This is a genomic window from Desulfosporosinus sp. SYSU MS00001 (assembly GCF_049943955.1).
Taxonomy (GTDB): Bacteria; Bacillota; Desulfitobacteriia; order Desulfitobacteriales; family Desulfitobacteriaceae; genus Desulfosporosinus.
In genome coordinates this window covers 13,240-35,317 of sequence record NZ_JBNFTW010000016.1, presented here as the reverse complement: position 1 = coordinate 35,317, position 22,078 = coordinate 13,240, and the positions used below count along the sequence as shown (strand labels likewise).

Below are 22,078 nucleotides of genomic sequence, written 5' to 3'. Positions count from 1 at the left end.
ACCGTTTCGTAAACGGTGTTTTCGTTTAGACGCTGGGCAATTATTTCAAGTTAATCGGCTTCAGGACTCCAAGAAGCGAGATATGTCCGTTGTTCTTGGGTCAAAGTATCAATGGATAAACCTAAAGACTGAAGCTTTAACTGAGCCACCTTTTCATCAATCTCAGAATTCACTTGGTAAACCCCAGGTGTCAATTTATCATGATTAGCAGCCACATATGCCAGAGACAAAGCTTGGAGAGCAAACGTCATATCCATAACCTCTGCAGGATGTCCATCTCCGGCAGCCAAATTTACAAGACGCCCTTCTGCTAACACATAGAGCTTTTGGCCCGTCGGCAGCGTGTATTCTGTTATATTATTGCGGGCAGTTCTTTCTGAGAGCGCAATCTCTTTAAGCTGGGCAACATTAACCTCCACGTCAAAGTGACCGGCATTGCAAAGAATAGCTCCAGACTTCATATTCCCAAAATGTTCTTTGTTAATGATATTGGTATTTCCGGTAACCGTAATGAAAAAGTCCCCAAACTTAGCTGCCTCGGCCATAGGCATAACCTCAAAACCATCCATTAATGCTTCATTGGCTTTGATAGGATTTATTTCACAGATAATAACCTTCGCGCCCAGCCCTTTAGCCCTCATAGCAACACCCTTGCCACACCAACCATATCCTGCAATTACAGCAGTCTTTCCGGCCACGACTAAATTTGTTGTCCGCATAATACCATCCCAAACCGATTGACCAGTCCCATAGCGATTATCAAATAAATACTTACATTGAGCGTCATTGACAGCGATCATTGGAAACTTGAGCACTCCGTCCTTCGCCATTGAATGCAGCCGTAAAACGCCAGTCGTTGTTTCTTCTGCTCCGCCTTTGACTTTTTTTAATAATTCTGGCCGGGTAGTATGAATGGTTGAGACAAGATCCCCGCCATCATCTATGATAAAATCAGGCTCTGTATCAAGAGCCAACTGGAGATGATGTTTATATTCCTCATCGGTGGCATTATACCAGGCATGAGCTTGGATACCTTGTTGAACGAGGGCCGCAACAACATCATCCTGCGTAGAAAGTGGATTGCTGGCAACTACTGTTACATTAGCGCCACCTGCTCTAACCACATGAGCAAGATAGGCGGTTTTAGCTTCTAAATGCAGACAAATAACAACATTCTTACCGGCAAAAGGCTGCGTTTTTTCAAACTCCTGACGAACAATATTAAGGACTTGCATTCTTGGTGCGACCCAATCAATTTTGCTCTGTCCTAAAGGTGCTAAGGATATATCACGAATCGTTGATTTCATAAACTGATACCTTCTTTCTCATTCTAGAGTTTAATTATACACTAATTCCTGAACTTTTCTCCATAGCTGATCTATAATCGTAAATTATCTCTGCCCATAGCCGTGAAGATAGAAATTCCGCATTCCCTCTACGTCCGTTGGCGACAATTCTACGACTCCACCCATGAGCTGAGCAACAATTGTTATTTCAGCGGCTTTCTCAACAATCTGACAGACTTTAAGTGCCTCATCTAAGGAACTTCCTACACCCAACATGCCATGATTAGCCAGCAATACGGCATTTCGATCTTCAAGTGCCTTTAAGGTATTAAGGCCCAATTGCTGGGTTCCTGGCAGGGCGTACTCGTTTACCCGAACATTTCCTCCCACGATCTGAACCAGGTCTTCAACAGCGCCCGGAATTTCTTTGCGCGCGGCAGCCATGGCAGTGGCATAAGTACTATGGGTGTGGATGATAGCTTGTACATCCTGCCGACCACCATAGACCGCTAAATGAAGCGGTAATTCAATAGATGGTAAGCGTGCTCCATTAACGCATACTCCATGATAGTCAAGAACGACAATATCATCAGGAACCAATGTGTCATAGCTCATTCCCGTAGGTGTAATCGCAAACCAATCTGTTTCCGGTACGCGACAACTAATATTTCCCCATGTTCCAATGGTAAGTTTTGAAGCAAGGATTTCTTTCCCTTTAGCAACAACGTTCTGACGGGCTATTGATATTTGCTCCATTACCCATTCGTTTATCATGTCCATGTTTTCCTCCATTAAGTTACGAAAATGGAAATCATCCTATTCTTTCTTTAAATAGCCTTTATTGATAGAGTCTTCGATAATTTCTTTTGCCAAGTCCCATAGTTGTGGAACCGGATTCTCGAGAACGGAATTTCGTTTCAGCACTTTTTCACTCGTTACACCAGGTTTTTTCCAGGTATGTCCGTTCGTATTATAGTTCAATAGCAAGGGTTGAAGTCGGTCCAAACTGGCAGCAAATTTTGACTCAGGTGTTTCCATAGCCTCAAATTCATGCCATAAATCCATAATCTCTTCAGCCTGGTCAGAAGGCAGGAGACTAAACAATTGATTCGCAGACTTTTGTTCACGCACAAACTTATCAACATTTCCTTTTTCATCGTAGCAAAATGTATCACCAGCATGTATCTCAACGAGATCGTGGATAAGAATCATTTTTAGAACTCTTAAGATATTAATTTCCTCAGAGGCATATTCAGACAATAGTATAGCCATAACTGCCATATGCCAAGAATGCTCTGCATCATTTTCCTGTTCTATCGTTCCTATTACAACATTCTGCCTAAAAATCCTTTTTAAACGATCTATCTCCACAATAAACTTAATTTGGTCTTCTAACCGTTTATTTTCCATATATAATTCCTTCCCCTTTACTGACTTCAGAAACAGATTGACATCTATTTCTTATATTTCTTCTGTGTCTGCACTTTTATTTATTTTAAATTAGGATATGTCTTATAGAAAATTATTTTACTGAAATGTGTAATAAGCAGGAATTCCTTTTACCATTGTATGTGTTCTACGTCAAATTTTCAAATTCCTGCCTATGTTTTGGGTTCAAAAATGGAAAGGAGCCGATCATTAACGATCGACTCCAAACTCCTGAATTCATTATAACCCTAGGGCAGAGAAACTGTCTTAAGCAGTTTTTACACGCAACCAGTCGGTTTCGGTAAGCCAGCAATTTTGCAAGCTCCCTTTCCAGGGCCAGCTGGGAATAATTCATAGATTTTCTTTTGGTCAAAACCTGTGTCTTTGCACATTTTACGAACCATTGGTGCAACACCGAATTGATCATAATATTCTCTGAGATAATTGATCATTTTCCAGTGCTCTTCACCTAATTCTTCGATTTCTTCGGTTTTGGCAAGGAAATTTGCTACGTCAACGGTCCATTGTTTATGATCCTCTAAGAAACCGTCTTCATCCAATTCTACGACTAAATCCCCCACAGTAATTTGTGACATTTTAAATATCCTCCTTTTATGAGTTTATAAAATTGATATTGATGAGTTTATTTTAATGTTTAACTCAATCATTATCAACAAAAATAACATAAACAAATAACTAAATCTTATGCCTGCTGTTGTTCACGAACAGAGATAGCAACTTTATAAAGAACTGTTACAATCAATGCTCCTATCGCATAAACAGCAAGGACAATTGATATTTCATTAGCTGTAGGAATATAATCTACAACTCTATCAAACGAATTAGGAACAAATCCAGCAAGAATCAGAACAACGCCTTTATCGATCCAGTTAGCGAAGTAGATGGATAATAGGGCAATTGGTAATAAAACCGGATTTTTCCTGGTTGGGAAGACCAGCAAAGCAATACCGAGGAATGCAAGAAATGCTGCTGTCCACATCCAAGGCACTAGTGTAGCATGTCCGTCAATTCCGACGAATATATACTTGAATGAAGCCATTTCCTCCGGAACATTACTATAAAATGCTGTAAATACTTCGCAAAGATAGAAAAACACGTTGGCAATCATCGCATAGCGAATAATTTTAACCAGTGAGGGTATTGCGTTACGATCCGGATCAGGATCAAATTTACTAACTTTACGCACAATTAGCGCCAAAATAATTAAGAGAGACGGACCGGCTGCAAAAGCGGAGGCTAAGAAGCGGGCGGCCATAATTGCAGTCATCCAAAAGCTTCTGCCGGGTAAACCAGCATATAAGAACGCTGTTACCGTGTGAATGCTGAAGGCCCATGGGATTGAAAGATAAATAATCGGTTTAACCCAGTTTGGATAATGTACTCCTTTGCGTTCTGCACCTAGAGTAGTCCAACCTACGATTAAGTTAATTGCCAGGTAACCACACAATACACACATATCATAAAACATAACTGAGTGCAACTGTGGGTACAACAGTACATTAAGGATACGCATTGGCTGACCGACATCAACAAAGATGAATAAGATACACATGATCACGGCACCAATAGCCAGGAACTCGGCTAAGATAACCATTTTGCCAAAACGTTTGAAATCGTGCAGATAATAAGGCGTGACCAGCATAACAGCTGCTGCTGCTACACCAACCAGAAAGGTAAACTGGGCAATATACAAACCCCAGGAGACATCACGACTCATACCAGTGAGTCCGAGACCGTAATTGAACTGTCTCATATAGGAGAAGAACCCTACGGCGATGACTGCTAGCAGAAAAATAATCCAAGCCCAATATTTTTTACTGCCTGATAAAGCTTTTTCAAGCATGGTCCCCACCTCCTACCAGGTAATAGACACTCGGTTGGGTTCCAAATTGGGTCTTACGGCGAATTGTAAATTTTGTACTAACAATTTTATAAACATCAGAATTTTGATCACTTAAATCGCCGAAAATTAACCCGCCATTCGAAGCCTCAGCACAAGCAGGTTGCTGACCTTTTTCCAATCTTTCATAACAGCCCAAACATTTTTCTACAACCCCTTGCGTCCTGGTTGGAAAATCCGGGTTGAAATCTTTGATGAAAGGTCTGGGATCTCTAAAGTTAAAGCTTCTGGCACCAAAGGGACAAGCACCCATACAGAAACGACAGCCGATGCAGCGGTGGAAATCCATCGTAACAATACCATCTTCCCGCTTAAAGGTTGCACCTGTCGGGCATGCACGAACACATGCCGGATTTTCACAATGATTACACATCACAATAAAAGGCATTTTTTTCATAGCTTCATCAAGATATTCATTCTCTGAATCTGCGAAGGTGTGTTCGTAATCATCGGACCAAATCCATTTGATTTCATCCTTAGAATTGTCCATCTGTGGCATATTATGAATCTTGTCACATGATTGGATAACTCGATTAATGTCTTCCTCGGTTTTAAACTTACTCATATCGACGACCATGGCCCAATGTTTGATTTTATCAGCGCTAGGAGCTGACTCATACTCAGAAGCAGCTGAAGCCAAACGATCACCGATTCCTATGGTTGCAAATGAACCTCCAAGTCCGAGGGCAGTCACAACCCCGGCTCTTTTTAAGAATTGTCGTCTATTGATGCTCATTGATTCGCCCCCTCTGGTAGATTGTGGCAACTCCAGCAGGTCGGCTCTACTGATGCATAATTGTGACATGTGACGCAGAATTGATCAGACGGATTTACTACGGAGTTACTCGCTTCAGTGTTAGCCGCAGGGTTACTTGCGCCAGTCGTACTCACCGCAGGATGACTTGCAGCTGTTGCACTAGTCGTTGATGAATTAGAATAGTGACACTGCAGACAGGTGTCGATATTAATGTTAAAGGATTTGCCTTGACTGTTTACATACACTGTCTTGCCTTGACGTACATATTCATCTCTCCATTGATTAAGCAGCTGCATATGATTGGCTCTCATATATGCTACTGGTTCTACACACTGAGTGCCGGATGGAACATTGATAACTGGACCAGCGTTTGCTTTACCTAAATTATAGAAGAAAGGAAATGCGAGAACAGCAACAAAAATTACCAGCGAAGCAATAATTCTTCCGCCTTTATACATTATTCATTGCCCTCCTTTCCCGGTAAATCCTCACCGCGCAAGTTAGTAGTCCGTTCTTTTTCACCCGTCATAACTAATGCGTTGGCTACTAACTCATGAGTACCTGTAACTCCTACACCCGGAACCCAATAATCCATCAATGCCGGGAAAGCAGCTCTATCAACAGCACATATATTAGCCAGCATGTTCACGCCATGTTTATCGTGAACATATTTAACTGCATTGGCGCGAGGGAATCCACCCCTCATACGTTCTTCCATATTTTCCGTAGCATTCAAACCTGAACCACTGCCGCAGCAGAAAGTTTTTTCACGAATCGTGTTTTCCGGCATCTCAAAGAAATTGTTGCAAACTGATTTAATAACATACCTCGGCTCATCAAATAGGCCCATCCCACGAGCAGGGTTACATGAATCATGGAACGTGACTCTTAAATGATCATTTCTGCTTGGATCTAATTTTAGCTTATTGTGTTTTATTAAATCAGCAGTAAATTCAGTGATATGCACCATTTTAGTAGATTTTGCGTTTTCAAATCTCGTACCGGTGATTGGGGAAACAGGCACTTCAAGGAAATCGGCAGGACCGTTCCAGGTGTCCATATATTGATTTAAAACACGCCACATATGGCCGCATTCTCCGCCCAGAATCCATTTAACTCCCAGTCGTTTGGCCTCGGCATAAATTTTTGAATTCAATCTCTTGGCCATATCATTAGAAGTAAAGAAACCGAAATTTCCGCCTTCAGAAGCATACGTGCTCCAGGTATAATCCAAGCCAAGCTCGTGGAATAGCATCAGATAGCCCATACAGGTATAAATCCCCGGCTCACCCATGTAGTCACCTGAAGGAGTAACAAACAGAATCTCAGCACCTTTTCTATTGAAGGTTGGATTAACTCTGATTCCTGTTAAATCCTCAATGTCATCAATCATGAGTTCAATATTACCTTTTAGAGCATGAGGCTCGATACCTAAGTGATTTCCCTTGTTATAACAAGCCGCTACAGGTCCGGCAATCCAGTTAATATTCAACCCTAACAAATTAAGCAGTTCTCTGCCCATGATCGTTAATTCAGCTGTGTCAATCCCATAAGGGCAAAAGACTGAACAACGGCGGCACTCAGTACATTGATAGAAGTAATACCACCATTCTTTTAGAACATCAGCGTTGAGATCACGCGCCCCAGCCAATCGTCCTAAAACTTTCCCAGCTTTCGTGAAATATCGTTTGTAGACAGATCTTAATAATTCAGCTCGAACAACCGGCATGTTTTTAGGATCGCCTGTGCCGATATAGAAATGACATTTATCGGCACAAGCGCCGCATCGTACGCAAACATCCATAAATAACTTAAACGAACGATATTTGCTGAGTCTTTCTTCTATACCTTTTATGACGGTATCTTCCCAACCATCCGGCAGATTCCAATCTTCATCTTCCGGCGTCCACTGATGAGCATTGGGAAAGCCTACTGCTAAGATATCCTTTTCTTTTGCAGCCGCAGGGTAGGTAGCTGGTTTAAATTCGACCGGAATATCCATCCAATCCTTTGCCGGAGGATTATAACTGATGCTTGATGATAGTTCTCCAGGTTTTGGAAGTTTATATTTCGCCATCCGTGATCACTCCTTTTCCACCGGTATACCAGCTTTTTTCATTTTCTCTCTGAATTCATCCTCGTACTCAGCATAGCTATGAAATTCTACTATTGGGTTCCAAGGATTAATATGCCGAACCATACGATTATTGCTGATCATATTACGAGTCGGACTCATAAAAATTCCACCCATGTGCATTAGTTTGCTGGTTGGGAAATAAACAAAAAGACAACAAATTAAGAATAAATGCACATAGAAAATCGCACCGATATCCGGAGGCAATACAGGATGTAAGGTGGCTATCCCCAAAGCTAATTCCTTAACCGAAATCAAATCTACTTTATAGAAATAACGCATAAGAATTCCAGAAACTGCTATACTGAAAATCAACAAGAGAGGGAAATAATCGGCTGGAAGAGAAATATATTTGATTCTGGGAATACAAACCCTTCTTAAGAAAAGGAATGTAATCGCAACAAGGAATAATAAATCTGTGATATAAATTTGCGGCAATCCAATTTGCAGCATGCTGTCAACACTGTCAACCATTTGCAAAGCAACCGGGATAGGTTCTAAGAAGAATCTTAGATGTCTTATGACGATAATCAGAAACGACCAGTGAAACGCCAGACTTCCTAACCAGAGCCATTTTGCCGAACCGTACGCTAATTGCGGCCCATTTTCCCCTTCCCTTAATTCGGTCTTAGTGTTTCGGAACAACGAGCGAAACAAGAGTACTTCTAAAGCCATTCTCACTATTACACCAAGGGCTGATGTCGGATTTTCGATCTTAGCCTGTTTGATCCAAGGTAAGGATTTTTGCTGACCACAAGTTGTTGGAATGCGGAAAGGAACCGGCGAACGCCCCCACTTAATGACACGATAAATAAACCCACCCACAAACAACACAAAGGCCAAATACGGTATTATGATACCAAAAAAGAAATGTAAATTTGCGATACTGCCGCCAATAACGGCAACAAGGATAAGAACGATTACTGCGAGGAAAGAATAAAAGGCTTTCACTCTACGACCTCCTTCCTTTACAAATTAAATTTTAATTCTTTGTGCTCAAACTCTTGAGCTGGGATCTCAGACATCAAATTCGCCTTTTTGAGTAGTGTGAATGTCATTCGTTTAAGTTCGTCGGTTTTGATTTGGTTGAGTTGTTCCCGACAACCTGAATATATATCAAAGGCAAAAAGAGCCAGATCATCGATTTGAGATTCAAAATTTAAGAATTCTTCATAGATCTGGTTCTGCCTGATTTCTTTACCGAGTTCTTCCCTAACCACATTTTTAAGCATAAAAATAAAGCTTACTGCTTTTGAAGGGGCAAAATCTTGTACAGCTCTTACTCGTATAATGTCATCCAAAAGCTGCTTGCATTCAGTACAACTTTTTTCGTCTAAAAGAGCTTGATACAGATTCTGCGTTACATTTGTGATCGTATGCCCTATGGGATTTTCGAATTTGTCTTTTTTATTTTTCAACATGCCTGACGGATCATTAGGATAGGTGCTGATTATTGCATCGAACCATTTTGAGACAAGTTCTGATCTCTTTCCCTCGAGAAGGTCTTTTAACTTTGAGTCCACAGTGACCACTCCTTGCCAATAATTTCGTTAAGACAATTGAGTCGATGCCGAATGGCGTCATGTTCTCCATTCAACACCGACTTTCCCCCTTAACTATTTTTCAGATTATTTGATTCTCCAGGCAATTACCAGGGGTAAATAGCGACTTTGCCATTAATATTTGGAGATTTTCAATTATTCGGATTGTGTTTGTTCTTATTATCACTTTCAGTTTAAGGATTTTTGGCCTGCTTGTAAAATTCTTATTCCTAATTGTACTATTAGATAATCCCATAGCAATATAAGTTTAACCAGTGCATAAACTAAGGATTAATTCGAAATTCCAACAATATTTTACAGTTACAAGGTCGCTTTCCATATAATTTTTTTATTACCCGTAACGAAAGAACAAATATAATTACTCTACTTCCTCCAATTCCTTCAAACCAAGCTAGAAAATAAATGTTTATCCAATCGTAAAACTCACAATTCTACAAGTGGGAGTGGTTCCCTTACCTTGCTTCGGTGGGGATTGAATTCGTCCTTCAACACGATAGCATTTCTTATGGGCTAGGCGCTTTAGGCGAAAGTGTCCACAAGACACTTTCGCCACCGAAGCCCCGATGTTCAGCTTATGCTGAACGAGTTCACTTAGCGAGGGCTCGTTCAATAATTTGATTAAGCCTGTTGACCATACCTCGAGGATCCAGGATCAGCCCTGCAGCAATCTGAGCATTTTCAAAAATCTGTTCTGCAGCGACTCTGGCAAAAGGATCCTCATTAATCCGAGCTGTTTCTAATTGTTTAATCATTGGATGAGCGGCGTTAATTTCCAGAACACTAGGACCGACACTGTCGAAGTCCTTATTCATAAGCTGCATCATTCTTTGCATACTGTTCGTTCCATAAGGGCTTAAGACGACGGCAGGACTATCAACAAGACGTTTCGATTCCCTTACGTCAGTAACCTTTGCACCTAACACTTCTTTAAGCCATCCTGTCAGAAATGCGACCTGTTCTTCAGGTAAAGCTTCTTTGCTGCGATCTTTCGGTTCTTTGTCAATAAGATCCAGATTGGCTTCATCAGCGGACACAAGCCGTTTACCTTCGAATTCCCCGATCGTTCCAAAGATATAATCGTCAATGGCTGCATAGGTGTAGATAACTTCTAAGCCCTTGTCCCGGAATATTTCTAAATATGGACCAGTTTCGATGGTCTCGCGGGAAGGTCCATTTACATAATAGATTGCAGTTTGATCTTCTTTCATCCGTGAAACATATTGGCTAAGGGTAATGAGTTCACCTGCTTGGGTATTCGAGGATTCAAATTGTAAGAGCTTAAGAAGGTCGTTGCGATGTGTAAAGTCATTGGCAGCCCCTTCTTTAAGAAATAAGTTGAATTTCTCCCAAAACATTTTATATTTTTCCGGTTCTGAAGTAATCTGACCTTCCAGGAATTTTATAAATCGGGTCGTGACTACTTTATTAAGTTTTCCGACCAAGGCACTATCTTGCATAGTTTCCCGGGAAATATTTAAAGGAAGCTCTTCGCTGTCGATGACGCCTCTCAAAAATCGCAGCCATTCAGGTAAAATTGCAGTGGCTTTTTCTTGAATTAAGACTTTTTTACAATATAAATTAACACCCGGTTCCATACGTCCAAAACCAAATTGTTCAAAGTTCTCTTGAGGAACAAAAAGCAACGTATTGATATTTAAAGGAGCATCCGAGGAAAAATGTAAGCGATAAAGAGGCTCATCATGAGCATTAGCGATAAACTTATAAAACTCATTATACTGTTCATCAGTAATTTCACTCTTGTTTTTGGTCCATAAGGCATCGACGGTATTGACCTTTTGCCCGTTAACGGTTACAGGATAAGGAACAAAACTGGAATATTGCTTAATAATTCGCTGTATCGTTTCAACTTTAGCAAAATCATAAGCGTCCTCTTTTAAATGGAGGACCATCTTCGTACCGCGCTGATAGTCATCGCCGGGTTTTATAGTATAACTGCCTGCCCCGTCTGATTCCCAAATCAGACTTTCTCCTTCCGGCAAAAAGGTCCGAGTATAAATTGTTACCCGTTCCGCAACCATAAAGGCAGAATAAAACCCAACTCCAAATTGACCAATGAGATTTAAATCTTTTTGATTCCCTTTTTCGCTTAAATGTTTAATAAATTCTTTGGAACCCGAATGAGCAATGGTTCCGAGGTTCTCTGCTAGTTCTTCGCGGGTCAAACCGACACCGTTATCCGTAATTGTGAGTGTATGTGCCTCTTCGGAAGTATCAATATTAATTTCTAACGGCAAGTCTTTTTGATAAACGTCTTGCCCCGTCAGCTGGGTATACCTGAGTTTCTCCATAGCATCTGCGGAGTTTGAGATAAGTTCCCGCAAAAAAATTTCTCTTTCAGTGTAAAGAGAATGAATGACAATGTCTAATAACTGTCGAATTTCCGTTTGAAATTCCTTGGTTTCTACTGCCGCGCTCACTACAAACCCTCCAATTAAAATGAAATTCATTAAATAAGGCAGACTAAGATTGATTTGCAGTCTCCTTCAATAGTGTAATCAACTTTGTCCAAAAGTGCAAAGCCTTTTAGGTGTTTTTACATCCTTTTTTATAGAAATCTCTCTTGTCTTCACATGATTTCTTTGAATTATTAATTCATCCAATTGTGAGACTCCCACTCTTATATGTGGGGGAGTCCCCGTTCTCTGTGGTCAACAATTATATCTCTTCGTGACCACTTGTTAATCCTTCTATCTCCTGTAATAGTCGTTGTAAACTGTCTTCAAAGAACTGATCGTCTTCTGATTTCCTTTTTTTAGGGCCTTTTGTCCTCCCGCCCCCCCTGCGAAACTTTGCTTTAGCTTCACGCTCTTCAAGCAAAAACTCTATTGTGTCATTGTTGAATTCTCTGCCCGAAGGGTTCAGACACCGTACCCCTTTGCCTAATAACATAGCTGCTAACCCCCAGTCTTGAGTTACAGCGACATCACCAGCATGGGCAAGATTCATCAGGCGTATATCTGCTTCTTGAGAAGCATTACCTACAACAACGTGAAAATCTGATTCAATCTTATGGTTAAAACTAGCAATGGTCCAGACCTGAATAGAATATTTTTTAGCAAGCCTGAGACAGATCTGCAAGACGGGCTTTGGACAAGCATCAGCATCGACAAGTATTTTCACTGGTATTCCTTCTTCACGGTTGGGACTCAAGCAGTTTCTCCTTTATACCGTCCTCAACCTTTACCACCTTATTTTCTTTAAGAAGCCTGCCCACAGCCCTCTTAAAGGCAGCTTTACTCATCTGAAGCTTACTCTCTATTTCTAAGGGACTGCTTTTATCATGCAGAGGCAAAAAACCATCGTCTTGACGAATTTGTTCTAATATTTTCATTCCATCTTTATCAATTTGCAGATGGGAGAGGTCCCGGAGAGAAAGATCCAATTTTCCATCGTCGCGAACTCTAATCACACGTGCTTCTACTTGATCCCCCTCTTTTATGTCAATATAACACTCTGAACTTGGTATCAAGCCATAATATTTGTTGTCTACGGCTACAAAGATACCAATTGGAAGATTGATTCCGTAAACAATCCCTGTGACCTTGTCATTTTTTTGATAGGGAGAATCTGCAGATAAATTCTCGTAAATTTCCGTTGTAGCACATAGACGCTGACTTTTATCCAAGTATACCTTAACTAAATAGTATTTATCGACTTGGACCGGAAATTTCTGCTCGTGAAAGGGTAAAAACAATCCTCGTTCCAGCCCAATATCAAGAAACGCTCCAATTTTTGTTCTAGCGCTGACTCTAAGATAAGCTAGATCTCCTAATTGAGCATAAGGTTTTTGACGTGTTGCTATCATCCGGTCTTCAGAATCCCTATAAATAAAAACTTCAAGAACATCACCCTCTTTGGCCCCCTCAGGAACCTGCTTCAGCGGCAGAAGGATATTATCCTTCCTTTCTCCTGTTCCGGCATCCAAATAAGCCCCAAAGGCTGTAAAATTATAAATTTTAAGTTGATAGTACCTACCGATTTCCAGCACAATATATACTCCTTTACATGAGTACACAAGGTTGTAAACTATTAACAACCTTGTGTACCTTTTTAGCTTACTATAATTATATCCGCATAAATTGCTGGAATACAAATAATTATTTTCCGAACGTTCTAAACCATTGGCAGCTGAACATGAAACCAAGTCCAGATTAGTCTGCCTTCAGTTTCACTGATGCTTACTGTACCCTTTACTTCACCCAAAACATGAAGCACATGGGTAAGTCCAATTCCTGTCGATGCAGTTCCCGAATCTGAGTATTTCGTAGTAAATCCCGGCAAATAAATTAATTCTTGAACGTCCGGCGAAATTGGTGTTCCCGTATTGCCAAGATGCAGATACAAGGTCCCCTTTCGTACATGCCACACGACAGCAATTTCTCCCGAGCTTGCAATTGCATCTATCCCATTAGCCAGGATATTGTTAACGACTACTAATATAGGAAAGAAATTTTCAACAAAGTAATGATTGGAGCCCGATGAACGCAGCCACTGTACCTCTTTATGATGAGCAAGAGCATAACGCTGCTGACTCTCAACTACAAGGTCCAGGGCCTCTCCGAGGTCTATTCTTGTGTAATCGTTAGGTTCTATCAACGATTCTAAACTGCTAAAAACGCGTTGCGTATCCTTTTTTATTTCATGTATTTTCTCGGCTAATTTCAATAGCTCGTTCTGCTGACTAAGGCCAACCGATTCCGGTAAGTAATCTTGGTAAAGCTGAAAGCTTTTTTCCGTTGCTTCTTCAATTTCTCTCATGATTTTTTTTAAAAAGAATCCTTCAGCATAAAGAGTTGCTCCCATAAGAAGCTGCCCTTGAAACTTTTCTCTTTCTTTTTCCTGCAAAATTCTTTGGCGAAACAACTCAGTAGTAGCAATAAAGGCTAGAAAAAATAGTCCTTTTACGCCTGCCCCCAGGAGTAAGACATAAATACTATGCCAAGTCGTGTGAACATTCGCCGTAAAAGCGAGTTCTAATAGATTAGCAATAAAATCAAAGGCCATAAAATATAAACTCGTTTTTATGGTATTGGTTTTCCAATACTTCACTTTTGAAACAAGAATTCCACCTGTCAAAGCTAGATAGTAAATCAGAGCGGGCGCATTTTCCATGAGAAGAATTTGCCAGGATAATGGGCGAACATAGATGAGACGATCGACGATAACTCTGATAAATACAACTGCAATACCTGTTGAACAACCGTTGGCGAGAGTTGCTAATCTTGGGAAAGAGTAGAGGCATAAAACATAAAATACACTGCCTAATCCTAAACGAAATGTTGATCCAAAAGGGAAAAAGCCTATTTCACCCAAAATATACGTTCCCGCGATTAGAGCTGCTCGCAGAGTATCAAACGGCATTTTTTTTTGCAAGTTAGCTAACCAGTTCACCCATTTCTCCAGATTCATGTAACACCCTCCAGATGCAAGAGGATGCAGAGCCGGAAACCCCAGTCTACATCCCCTAAAAGAACAACAATATTCAAATAGTTTCTAGTATACGCTTTGAAGACAAATTTAATGCGCAGTTTATAACTTTATACTATTTTGGCGATCACTTGGCAAAGGATTCTGTCATCGATGATTTTTCATTAAGCTGATCAAGATCTCCAAGATTACTTTCTATGTCTTCTGGTAATGGTTGTAACGGATAAGTTGCTCTTGAGCGATCAAAGACTCCTTCAAGTCTCGCCATAACGACTGAGGCAAGAGAAACTCCGATGACATTCACTACAGTACGCCCCATGTCCATAATTCTGTCAACTCCGGCAATTAGTGCTAACCCTTCCACCGGGAGACCTGTAGATGCCAATGTCGATGCTAAAACGACGAAGGATACTCCGGGAACTCCAGCCATTCCTTTTGAAGTAATCATCAATACGGCAATAATCGTTAAAGTATGAACAAAGGTCAAATGAATTCCATACATTTGTGCAATAAAAGGTACGGCCAACCCTTGATAAAGAGCACTGCCATCTAAATTAAAGGTATAACCGGTTGGAACAACAAATGTAACGATGGATTTAGGAACTCCAAACTGCTCCATTTTTTTCAGGATTCTTGGAAAAACAGATTCAGAGCTGTCCGTTGAGAAAGCGATCAACATCTCGGCACTAAGGTTTCTAAGCATTGTGAATAAATTTATACCTGCAAGCTTGGCGACCAGTCCGAAAACCACCACCACGAAAAATGCCATGGTCAGATAGAGAATTCCTACTAATTTTGCTAAAGGAAGAAGCACTGCTAAACCAAACTGGGAGACGGTGAATCCCATTAAGGCAAAGACTCCGTAGGGTGCAGCAGCCATAATGATATTTGTCAATTTAAACATCGTTTCGGCAACACCCTGGAAGAAATGAAGGACAGGTTTACCGATTTCCCCAACTCCAGCCAAAGCCACACCAAAAAGAACGGCGAAAAAGATAACTTGCAGCAAATCAGCACGGGCTAAGGAATCTACGATGTTTGTAGGGATCAGGTTTACAAATAAGTCCGTTGTCGTGTGATGAGTTGCCGTGCTGGTGTAAGCACTAATATCAACCTTTGTGATGCTGCTTAAGTTAATACCGACTCCGGGTTTCGTTACGTTGGCTACGGTTACTCCAAGTAAAATAGCAATCGTTGTGATGATCTCGAAATAAATAAGTGTTTTGCCTCCAAGCTTTCCCACCTTCTTCAGGTCACCAACACCTGCGATACCAATAACAATCGTGGAAAAGACAATCGGGACTACGATCATTTTAATAGAGCGAATGAACATGTCTCCAACGGGTTTAAGCCATCCTGAATAGTTGCGGAAAAAATATCCATAGAGAACACCAAGAGCCAAACCAATAATGATTTTTGTTGCCAGTCCCACTTTTTTTCGTTCCGTCATCAGAACCCCCCCTGATAATAATTTTGCGAAAGTTTCTGATAACACTATACAATGAGGACTACAGAATCCTACAGGAACTGACAAACATTACCGGAGGCATAAGATTTAGATATCATGAAGCACATCCATATATAAAGCTATTAAAAATTTGCGGATATTGATTCTTGCCGAACTTGTTCGCTTCTGACGTAATTCCAGCACACGGTCGCGGACTTCAGCATAATCAAAATATTTCGAGGCATACCGTTCAAAATATTCATCATAGAAATCTTCCAGACCTCGTAAAGCAATGTTTCCAAGTGCTTGTTTTATAACCCTGCGAATCCTTTGTTCAATGCTTTGTATCTCTTCTTCATTTCCAGCAATTGCTTGATAGATTGATCTTAGGGGCAGATTTACCAGCTCTTCTTCATGATCTTTGAAGCGTAAAACAATGGCTTGTAATTCCCGGCTTCCTGTTTCACCAACAATCCCTAAATCGGCGAAGATGCCTTGAAACCTCTTCTTTATTATCTGTTCATCCGGTTGATAGCTTTTAACTGGTTTAAGAGCTCGTATTTCCGCCAGCGATTTCTCGATCTGATCAAGAGTGGATTTTAAACGCTGTTTTTCTAATACACGTTCTGCAATTGCTAATATTTCGTTACGATTAATCGGTTTATGAATAAAAAACTCAATCCCTACTGTATAAGCTTTGGCCATTAAGGTCTTTGCTTCAACCTGGGAGATCATAACAAACAAGGTCTCCGGAAACATAGAGAGAACTTTTTCAACGACTTCAATCCCTGAGAGGTCCGGCATCAAGAGATCAATAAAACAAACATCTACTCTGCGACCACTTTCAAAAAATCTCAGAGCCTCATGGCCTGAAGAAAATTCGGCAATTACGTCCCCTCTGGTATTTAAAATATCCGCAAGCATACGTTGGGACGCCAGATCATCATCTACGACGGCAAACGTTGCGGCCATCTACCCAGCCCCTCTCGCTCATCATACTCACTCATTATAACGAAGTGTGCAGCTTGGTGCAAAACATTAGCTTAAATTTGCATCATCAACAAAATCCTCTACTTTCTTCTTATTAAAAAGTGAGCATCGAGGCTTCGGTGACGAAAGCGTCCTTTGGATACTTTCGCCGTAAGCGCCTTACCCATAACAAATTCTATTCGCGCACTAAAGGATGGACTCTACCCCTCTTACGATTGTTAAAATACACTTATTATTACATAGAGTGAACTCGTTCAGCTAAAGCTGAACATCGGGGCTTCAGATAGGAACTCTACCCCACCTGAAGTTAACGAAGGACCCACCCCCACTTATAAAAGTTGGGGTCTTAAAAACCGGATAAAACCATGCCCTTTGTTTAGGGATACAGTATTATTTTGATTTCACTCTTGTCAGATCTTATGTAACGTGATAAATTAAGACTATATTGGATGGAGCAATGACGCTCTTCTTAAAGATTTGAAATTCAATCTTTAGGGGGGAGTCTTTTTGTTTATCTGAGGAAATTTTGCTAGTTTAGGAAGGGGAAAAGACAGACATGGATATTTTTGGGGAAAACGTTTTTAATGACACAGTTATGAAAGCACGTCTACCGAAGGCCGCTTATAAATCCTTACGTAAAACTATTGAAGAAGGACTCCCTCTGGACCCTAGCATCGCTGATGTTGTTGCTAATGCCATGAAAGATTGGGCAATTGAGAAAGGCGCTACCCATTTTACCCACTGGTTTCAGCCGCTGACTGGCATAACTGCTGAGAAGCATGATTCATTTATTTCTCCAACAAGTGACGGACGAGTTGTAATGGAGTTTTCCGGTAAGGAACTCATCCAAGGTGAACCTGATGCTTCCTCCTTTCCCAGCGGCGGAATTCGGGCTACCTTTGAAGCCAGAGGATACACGGCTTGGGACTGCACCTCTCCGGCCTTTCTTAAAGAGGACGGCGGTGGATTAACATTATGTATTCCTACTGCCTTCTGCTCTTACACCGGAGAAGCTCTAGACAAAAAAACACCTCTTTTGCGCTCCATGCAAGCACTTTCAAAACAAGCTATCCGTATGTTAAAGCTTTTCGGCAATACTACTTCCACTCAAGTCACCAGTACAGTCGGTGCGGAGCAAGAGTATTTCCTTGTTGATAAAAAGTTTTTTGATAAACGACTTGATCTTATTTTAACAGGCCGCACTTTGTTTGGTGCCATGGCTCCAAAGGGACAAGAACTTGAAGATCACTACTTTGGCAGTCTTAAAACACGAGTCGCCGCCTTCATGCGTGAAGTCAATGTAGAACTTTGGAAGTTGGGTGTTCTCGCTAAAACACAACATAACGAAGTTGCTCCTGGACAGTTTGAAATTGCCCCACTCTTTACTACCACAAACATTGCCACCGACCATAATCAAATCATCATGGATACCATGAAAAAAATTGCTCTTAAGCATGACTTGGTCTGCTTGCTCCATGAAAAACCCTTTGCCGGTGTCAATGGATCAGGCAAACATAACAACTGGTCGATGTCTACCAATGATGGAAGCAACCTTCTTGACCCAGGTAAAAACCCACATGAAAATTACCAATTCCTCACCTTTGTTTCTGCAGTCATTAAAGCCGTAGACGATTATGCTGAACTCTTAAGATTATCTGCTGCAATTCCTGGAAATGACCATCGGCTTGGTGCGAATGAAGCTCCTCCTGCCATTATCTCAATTTTCTTAGGGGATCAACTCACCGATATCTTTAATCAGCTGCAAAACGGCGGTCTCAAGAGATCTCTCCAGGGCGATAAACTATTAAGTGGTGTTGAAACACTTCCTTCTTTCCGTAAAGATTCTACCGACCGCAACCGCACTTCACCTTTCGCTTTCACCGGAAACAAATTCGAGTTCCGTATGGTGGCCTCTTCACAATCAATTTCAGGGCCAAACGTTGTTCTTAATTTGATTGTAGCTGAAGTCCTCTCCCAATTTGCTGATCGTCTCGAAAAGGCTTCTGACTTTAACGCAGAACTTAAGCAAATTCTCCGTGAGACAGCTACAAACCACAAACGGATTCTCTTCGACGGCAATGGTTATTCCGATGAGTGGGTTGAAGAAGCAAAACGCCGCGGATTACCCAATATTACGTCTACCGTTGATGCTTCACTCGTTCTTAAGCGTCAATCAACGATTGACTTGTACGAAAAACACAAGGTTCTGAATAAAACCGAGATTGAATCTCGCTTCGAAATTAATATGGAACAATATATCAAACAGATCAATATCGAAGCACTAACCATGATTGACATGGCTAAACATCAAATTATTCCCGCGGGAGTAAAATACTCCACTCAATTGGCGAACTCAATTAATGCGATTAAATCAGCCTCCGGTGCCGCCGATGTTTCAGTCCAAGAATCTCTGCTTAATAATGTCTCCTCCACGCTCGCATCCTTCCAAGCAAAATTGAACGTTCTGGAGAAAAGTACCCAAGAAGCAGCAGACAAGAATGAAGATGCCTTTAAACAAGCCTCTTTCTATCGCGATGTTGTTTTCAAAGCTATGAATGATCTGCGTCAAGACGGAGACCTTCTTGAAACTATGATTGATGCAGATCTCTGGCCAATGCCTACCTATTCTCAAATGTTGTTCATGCTCTAATTATAACAACACTATAAATTCTAGGGAGGGATTATCTGCTTAGATGCATCATAATCCCTCCTTTTTATGTTTCTTAAAGTTATAGTTCAGTTTTTATCCTTCTAAGACCCTCACCTCTATAATGACGGTTACTATTCCTTCGATTTTTTCGGTGGAGGTAGAATCTATCCTTCCTTCGGCACGATAGCATTTGTTATTGGCTAGGCGCTTACAGCAAAACTTTCCACAGGACACTTTCATCACCGGAGCACCGATGTTCAGATTTAACTGAACGAGTTCACTATTCATTTTTTATATTCGACTCTTTGAAAAAGAAAAGCGCTCCCTACTAGGATTATCAACTACAAGTAGGGAGCGCGCTTTATTATTCTTTGGAAATAGTAATGCTTGCAGTTTGTTGAAGAGCTAAACCAGAAGCAACCTCAATTGTCTTAAGAATCCCAGAAAGCCCAGGGCAACTGGGGTGAGGGCTATATTTGGCAAACACTTCATAAACTTTCCCAGTGTGAAGTTTATGAAACATTTCTTGATAAGCATCGACTTCCGTTAATTCTGGGGCTATTTTTTGGAAATTTGGGCAATCACTTGTTATTTCCAATTTTACATGCTCATCGCCCTCGCTCGATGCTTTAACAGTTATTGTAAAGCCACAAATACCGCTTTTTATAACTCCCGTTGCCATAAATGCCCTCCTTACTTTGTCAGAATTATTTCTTAGTCTGAGGAACTTTACTTTCTGGGCGCTTTATTCCTAAAATAGGTGCAGAGTGATCTTTCCCTAAAAAGAAATTAGACCAAGAAGACGTCTGATAGAGGTCCCAATTAGCTGGAGGAACCGGAGGGACATCAATACTGGCTTCTTCCCCATACTTTTTAAGTCTGGCGTAAGCTCTTACCCAAATACATTTTTTCTCATTTGGGAATACTTCGCACCAACCATTTAAACTTCCTCCACATGCACCATTACGCTGATTTTTAGGGCACTGGGACATTGGACACAAATAGGCTATATCAAACATTGCACAATCTCCGCAATCCTTGCAATCAAGCATAACGACTTTGGCAATATGCTCAAGAGCATGCAGACGTTTTTCTCTCTTTTTCTTTCCTTCTGCAGCATGGTAAAAACTTCGCATGACAGGGAATAACTTTTTGTTGGGAGTAAACATCAAGGCATGCATACCGCGCATCATAGTATAACCAAAATTTACAGGCGCATCCAGCGGCAGGTTAGCACGATTCGTTGGACGATCGCTATTTAAACCTGTCTTCTCATCTTTTTCGAAACAATAGAAACCATTCTTTTGTGGATAGTCGAATTCACGAATATAATCCTGCCAATTTTTGCTTAGCTCTTCCCCTTGATCAATGATATACTCAACCTGTTCATATTTGATATTATGTCCTCCAATATGCACACCGGCAAAGCCCATTCCCTTCATGAGAGCATACATTTTGGCCGCTCTCAGCATACGTGCTCCAACCCCTTTATCCGGGGCACCTTTTTCAGCCTCAAGCTCAGCTAACAATTTATCGGTTACAACACATCCCGGTAATTGGTTTTGATTCATGATTCGAGCAGCACCATAGGGTAAGATATAGATATTGCCGACGACAGGCGTATCGTAGTTGTTAACTTTTAGAAACTGCAAAACTTCGTGGAACTTTCGTGCATCATAACCAAGTTGACAGACAATAAACTGCGCTCCGCCGGCAATCTTCTTTTTCATTTTATAATATTGAACCATTTGTTCAGCCTCTGCAGCTTTAAAGGGAGAAACTGCCGCTCCGGCAAAAAAATCACTTGCTTTGTGATAAATTGGTCCTTTCATGCCTTGAATTTCTAGGCCCTTATTCATATCCGTAATAAGTTGAAGCGCATTTATAGGATCAAGGTCAAAAACAGGTTTCGGACGCCCTTTAAATCCGGATACCGGATAGTCACCTGTCATTACTAAAAGATTACGGATGTTGGCTCTATCTAAAGCATAAAGTTGACTTTCCATTTGGTTCCGATTTTTATCCTTGCAAGTAAAGTGTACAAGAGGCTCTATCCCAAGTTTCAGAATATCCATTCCTAAATAATCAGCGAGGATTGCCGGATTACCCCCTGGATTATCTGTAATGGTTAGAGCATGCACTCTCCCTCCCTTAGCAGCTTGTTCCGCTGAGGCAATGGCAACTTCCTGGGGTTTTTCATTGGCACCTCTTCCCGGGACAAGCTCCCAAGTTACTGACAATGTATTTTTGTCGAGTAGTGATTCTTTGAACTTGTTTTCCATCTCTTAGTTCCTCTCCCTTTCCTCGATATTCATGTACATACCTTGCCACTTTAATCTTATTATACCTCTTTTTGGACAATAAATTAAGCTTTAATTTTCAGTCTTTAGATAACATTCTATTTATTCTGTCGAAGTCGTCGTCATCAGCTAGTCTTATAACAAAAATACTATTC

20 protein-coding genes are annotated in these 22,078 nt (G+C 40.9%); 1 reads left to right on the top strand and 19 read right to left on the bottom strand.

Annotated elements, in window-relative coordinates; genetic code table 11:
- Positions 1 to 50: 50 nt before the first annotated feature.
- From ACPUYX_RS20150 to ACPUYX_RS20075, 16 genes are all read right to left on the bottom strand, one after another.
- Entirely contained in the window at positions 51 to 1,307 is a 1,257-nt protein-coding gene (locus tag ACPUYX_RS20150; protein ID WP_426381398.1) for an adenosylhomocysteinase, read from the bottom strand.
- Positions 1,308 to 1,391: 84 nt separating this feature from the next.
- Positions 1,392 to 2,060: a class II aldolase/adducin family protein gene (locus ACPUYX_RS20145; RefSeq protein ID WP_426381397.1), complete on the bottom strand. Its 669-nt coding sequence runs from the start codon at positions 2,058 to 2,060 to the stop codon at positions 1,392 to 1,394.
- Positions 2,061 to 2,102: 42 nt separating this feature from the next.
- A complete protein-coding gene (locus ACPUYX_RS20140) occupies positions 2,103 to 2,696 on the bottom strand; it encodes an HD domain-containing protein (RefSeq protein ID WP_426381396.1) in 594 nt (197 codons plus the stop codon).
- A gap of 296 nt (positions 2,697 to 2,992) precedes the next feature.
- Positions 2,993 to 3,310 carry a TusE/DsrC/DsvC family sulfur relay protein gene (locus tag ACPUYX_RS20135; RefSeq protein ID WP_088224676.1) on the bottom strand — a complete coding sequence of 106 codons (318 nt, stop codon included), beginning with the start codon at positions 3,308 to 3,310 and terminating at the stop codon, positions 2,993 to 2,995.
- A gap of 107 nt (positions 3,311 to 3,417) precedes the next feature.
- Entirely contained in the window at positions 3,418 to 4,578 is a 1,161-nt protein-coding gene (gene dsrP / locus ACPUYX_RS20130; protein WP_426381395.1) for a sulfate reduction electron transfer complex DsrMKJOP subunit DsrP, read from the bottom strand.
- On the bottom strand, positions 4,571 to 5,371 hold the full coding sequence (gene dsrO / locus ACPUYX_RS20125; RefSeq protein WP_426381394.1) for a sulfate reduction electron transfer complex DsrMKJOP subunit DsrO: 801 nt from the start codon (positions 5,369 to 5,371) through the stop codon (positions 4,571 to 4,573). Before dsrO ends, dsrP begins: the two co-directional genes overlap by 8 nt.
- Positions 5,368 to 5,850: a sulfate reduction electron transfer complex DsrMKJOP subunit DsrJ gene (gene dsrJ, locus ACPUYX_RS20120; RefSeq protein WP_426381393.1), complete on the bottom strand. Its 483-nt coding sequence runs from the start codon at positions 5,848 to 5,850 to the stop codon at positions 5,368 to 5,370. The genes dsrO and dsrJ overlap by 4 nt, the downstream gene beginning before the upstream one ends.
- Positions 5,850 to 7,469, bottom strand: a complete 1,620-nt coding sequence (dsrK, locus tag ACPUYX_RS20115; RefSeq protein ID WP_426381392.1) for a sulfate reduction electron transfer complex DsrMKJOP subunit DsrK — start codon at positions 7,467 to 7,469, stop codon at positions 5,850 to 5,852. Before dsrK ends, dsrJ begins: the two co-directional genes overlap by 1 nt.
- Positions 7,470 to 7,475: 6 nt before the next feature.
- Positions 7,476 to 8,477 (bottom strand): sulfate reduction electron transfer complex DsrMKJOP subunit DsrM, encoded by a 1,002-nt coding sequence (gene dsrM, locus ACPUYX_RS20110; protein WP_426381391.1) that lies wholly within the window; start codon positions 8,475 to 8,477, stop codon positions 7,476 to 7,478.
- 17 nt (positions 8,478 to 8,494) lie between these two features.
- Positions 8,495 to 9,049, bottom strand: a complete 555-nt coding sequence (locus tag ACPUYX_RS20105; protein ID WP_426381390.1) for an RsbRD N-terminal domain-containing protein — start codon at positions 9,047 to 9,049, stop codon at positions 8,495 to 8,497.
- Positions 9,050 to 9,675: 626 nt separating this feature from the next.
- The gene (htpG, locus tag ACPUYX_RS20100; RefSeq protein ID WP_426381389.1) at positions 9,676 to 11,556 is read right to left on the bottom strand and encodes a molecular chaperone HtpG; all 1,881 of its coding nucleotides are present in this window, start codon (positions 11,554 to 11,556) and stop codon (positions 9,676 to 9,678) included.
- Between the two features lie 208 nt (positions 11,557 to 11,764).
- Positions 11,765 to 12,229 carry a YaiI/YqxD family protein gene (locus tag ACPUYX_RS20095; protein WP_426381404.1) on the bottom strand — a complete coding sequence of 155 codons (465 nt, stop codon included), beginning with the start codon at positions 12,227 to 12,229 and terminating at the stop codon, positions 11,765 to 11,767.
- Between the two features lie 13 nt (positions 12,230 to 12,242).
- The gene (locus ACPUYX_RS20090) at positions 12,243 to 13,097 is read right to left on the bottom strand and encodes a CvfB family protein (RefSeq protein ID WP_426381388.1); all 855 of its coding nucleotides are present in this window, start codon (positions 13,095 to 13,097) and stop codon (positions 12,243 to 12,245) included.
- Between the two features lie 125 nt (positions 13,098 to 13,222).
- The gene (locus ACPUYX_RS20085; RefSeq protein WP_426381387.1) at positions 13,223 to 14,518 is read right to left on the bottom strand and encodes an ATP-binding protein; all 1,296 of its coding nucleotides are present in this window, start codon (positions 14,516 to 14,518) and stop codon (positions 13,223 to 13,225) included.
- A gap of 145 nt (positions 14,519 to 14,663) precedes the next feature.
- The gene (locus ACPUYX_RS20080; protein WP_426381386.1) at positions 14,664 to 15,986 is read right to left on the bottom strand and encodes a dicarboxylate/amino acid:cation symporter; all 1,323 of its coding nucleotides are present in this window, start codon (positions 15,984 to 15,986) and stop codon (positions 14,664 to 14,666) included.
- Between the two features lie 105 nt (positions 15,987 to 16,091).
- On the bottom strand, positions 16,092 to 16,955 hold the full coding sequence (locus ACPUYX_RS20075) for a response regulator (RefSeq protein ID WP_426381385.1): 864 nt from the start codon (positions 16,953 to 16,955) through the stop codon (positions 16,092 to 16,094).
- Between the two features lie 574 nt (positions 16,956 to 17,529).
- Here ACPUYX_RS20075 and ACPUYX_RS20070 point away from each other — a divergent pair.
- Entirely contained in the window at positions 17,530 to 19,623 is a 2,094-nt protein-coding gene (locus tag ACPUYX_RS20070; protein ID WP_426381384.1) for a glutamine synthetase III, read from the top strand.
- Between the two features lie 93 nt (positions 19,624 to 19,716).
- Here ACPUYX_RS20070 and ACPUYX_RS20065 read toward each other — a convergent pair whose 3' ends face one another.
- The 3 genes from ACPUYX_RS20065 to ACPUYX_RS20055 form a co-directional block, all read right to left on the bottom strand.
- A complete protein-coding gene (locus tag ACPUYX_RS20065) occupies positions 19,717 to 19,911 on the bottom strand; it encodes a hypothetical protein (RefSeq protein WP_426381383.1) in 195 nt (64 codons plus the stop codon).
- A gap of 76 nt (positions 19,912 to 19,987) precedes the next feature.
- Positions 19,988 to 20,305, bottom strand: coding sequence for a DUF6951 family protein (locus ACPUYX_RS20060; RefSeq protein ID WP_426381382.1), 318 nt, complete (start codon positions 20,303 to 20,305; stop codon positions 19,988 to 19,990).
- A 25-nt stretch (positions 20,306 to 20,330) separates the two neighbouring features.
- A complete protein-coding gene (locus ACPUYX_RS20055) occupies positions 20,331 to 21,905 on the bottom strand; it encodes a methylenetetrahydrofolate reductase C-terminal domain-containing protein (protein ID WP_426381381.1) in 1,575 nt (524 codons plus the stop codon).
- Positions 21,906 to 22,078: the final 173 nt, after the last annotated feature.

Coding starts and splice junctions, on each gene's coding strand:
- dsrO (WP_426381394.1), bottom strand. CDS start 5,371: ATGAGCATCAATAGACGACAATTCTTAAAAAGAGCCGGGGTTGTGACT.
- ACPUYX_RS20140 (WP_426381396.1), bottom strand. CDS start 2,696: ATGGAAAATAAACGGTTAGAAGACCAAATTAAGTTTATTGTGGAGATA.
- htpG (WP_426381389.1), bottom strand. CDS start 11,556: ATGAATTTCATTTTAATTGGAGGGTTTGTAGTGAGCGCGGCAGTAGAA.
- ACPUYX_RS20150 (WP_426381398.1), bottom strand. CDS start 1,307: ATGAAATCAACGATTCGTGATATATCCTTAGCACCTTTAGGACAGAGC.
- ACPUYX_RS20070 (WP_426381384.1), top strand. CDS start 17,530: ATGGATATTTTTGGGGAAAACGTTTTTAATGACACAGTTATGAAAGCA.
- dsrJ (WP_426381393.1), bottom strand. CDS start 5,850: ATGTATAAAGGCGGAAGAATTATTGCTTCGCTGGTAATTTTTGTTGCT.
- ACPUYX_RS20080 (WP_426381386.1), bottom strand. CDS start 15,986: ATGACGGAACGAAAAAAAGTGGGACTGGCAACAAAAATCATTATTGGT.
- dsrP (WP_426381395.1), bottom strand. CDS start 4,578: ATGCTTGAAAAAGCTTTATCAGGCAGTAAAAAATATTGGGCTTGGATT.
- ACPUYX_RS20055 (WP_426381381.1), bottom strand. CDS start 21,905: ATGGAAAACAAGTTCAAAGAATCACTACTCGACAAAAATACATTGTCA.
- dsrK (WP_426381392.1), bottom strand. CDS start 7,469: ATGGCGAAATATAAACTTCCAAAACCTGGAGAACTATCATCAAGCATC.
- ACPUYX_RS20060 (WP_426381382.1), bottom strand. CDS start 20,305: ATGGCAACGGGAGTTATAAAAAGCGGTATTTGTGGCTTTACAATAACT.
- ACPUYX_RS20135 (WP_088224676.1), bottom strand. CDS start 3,310: ATGTCACAAATTACTGTGGGGGATTTAGTCGTAGAATTGGATGAAGAC.
- ACPUYX_RS20065 (WP_426381383.1), bottom strand. CDS start 19,911: ATGAATAGTGAACTCGTTCAGTTAAATCTGAACATCGGTGCTCCGGTG.
- ACPUYX_RS20075 (WP_426381385.1), bottom strand. CDS start 16,955: ATGGCCGCAACGTTTGCCGTCGTAGATGATGATCTGGCGTCCCAACGT.
- ACPUYX_RS20145 (WP_426381397.1), bottom strand. CDS start 2,060: ATGATAAACGAATGGGTAATGGAGCAAATATCAATAGCCCGTCAGAAC.
- ACPUYX_RS20085 (WP_426381387.1), bottom strand. CDS start 14,518: ATGAATCTGGAGAAATGGGTGAACTGGTTAGCTAACTTGCAAAAAAAA.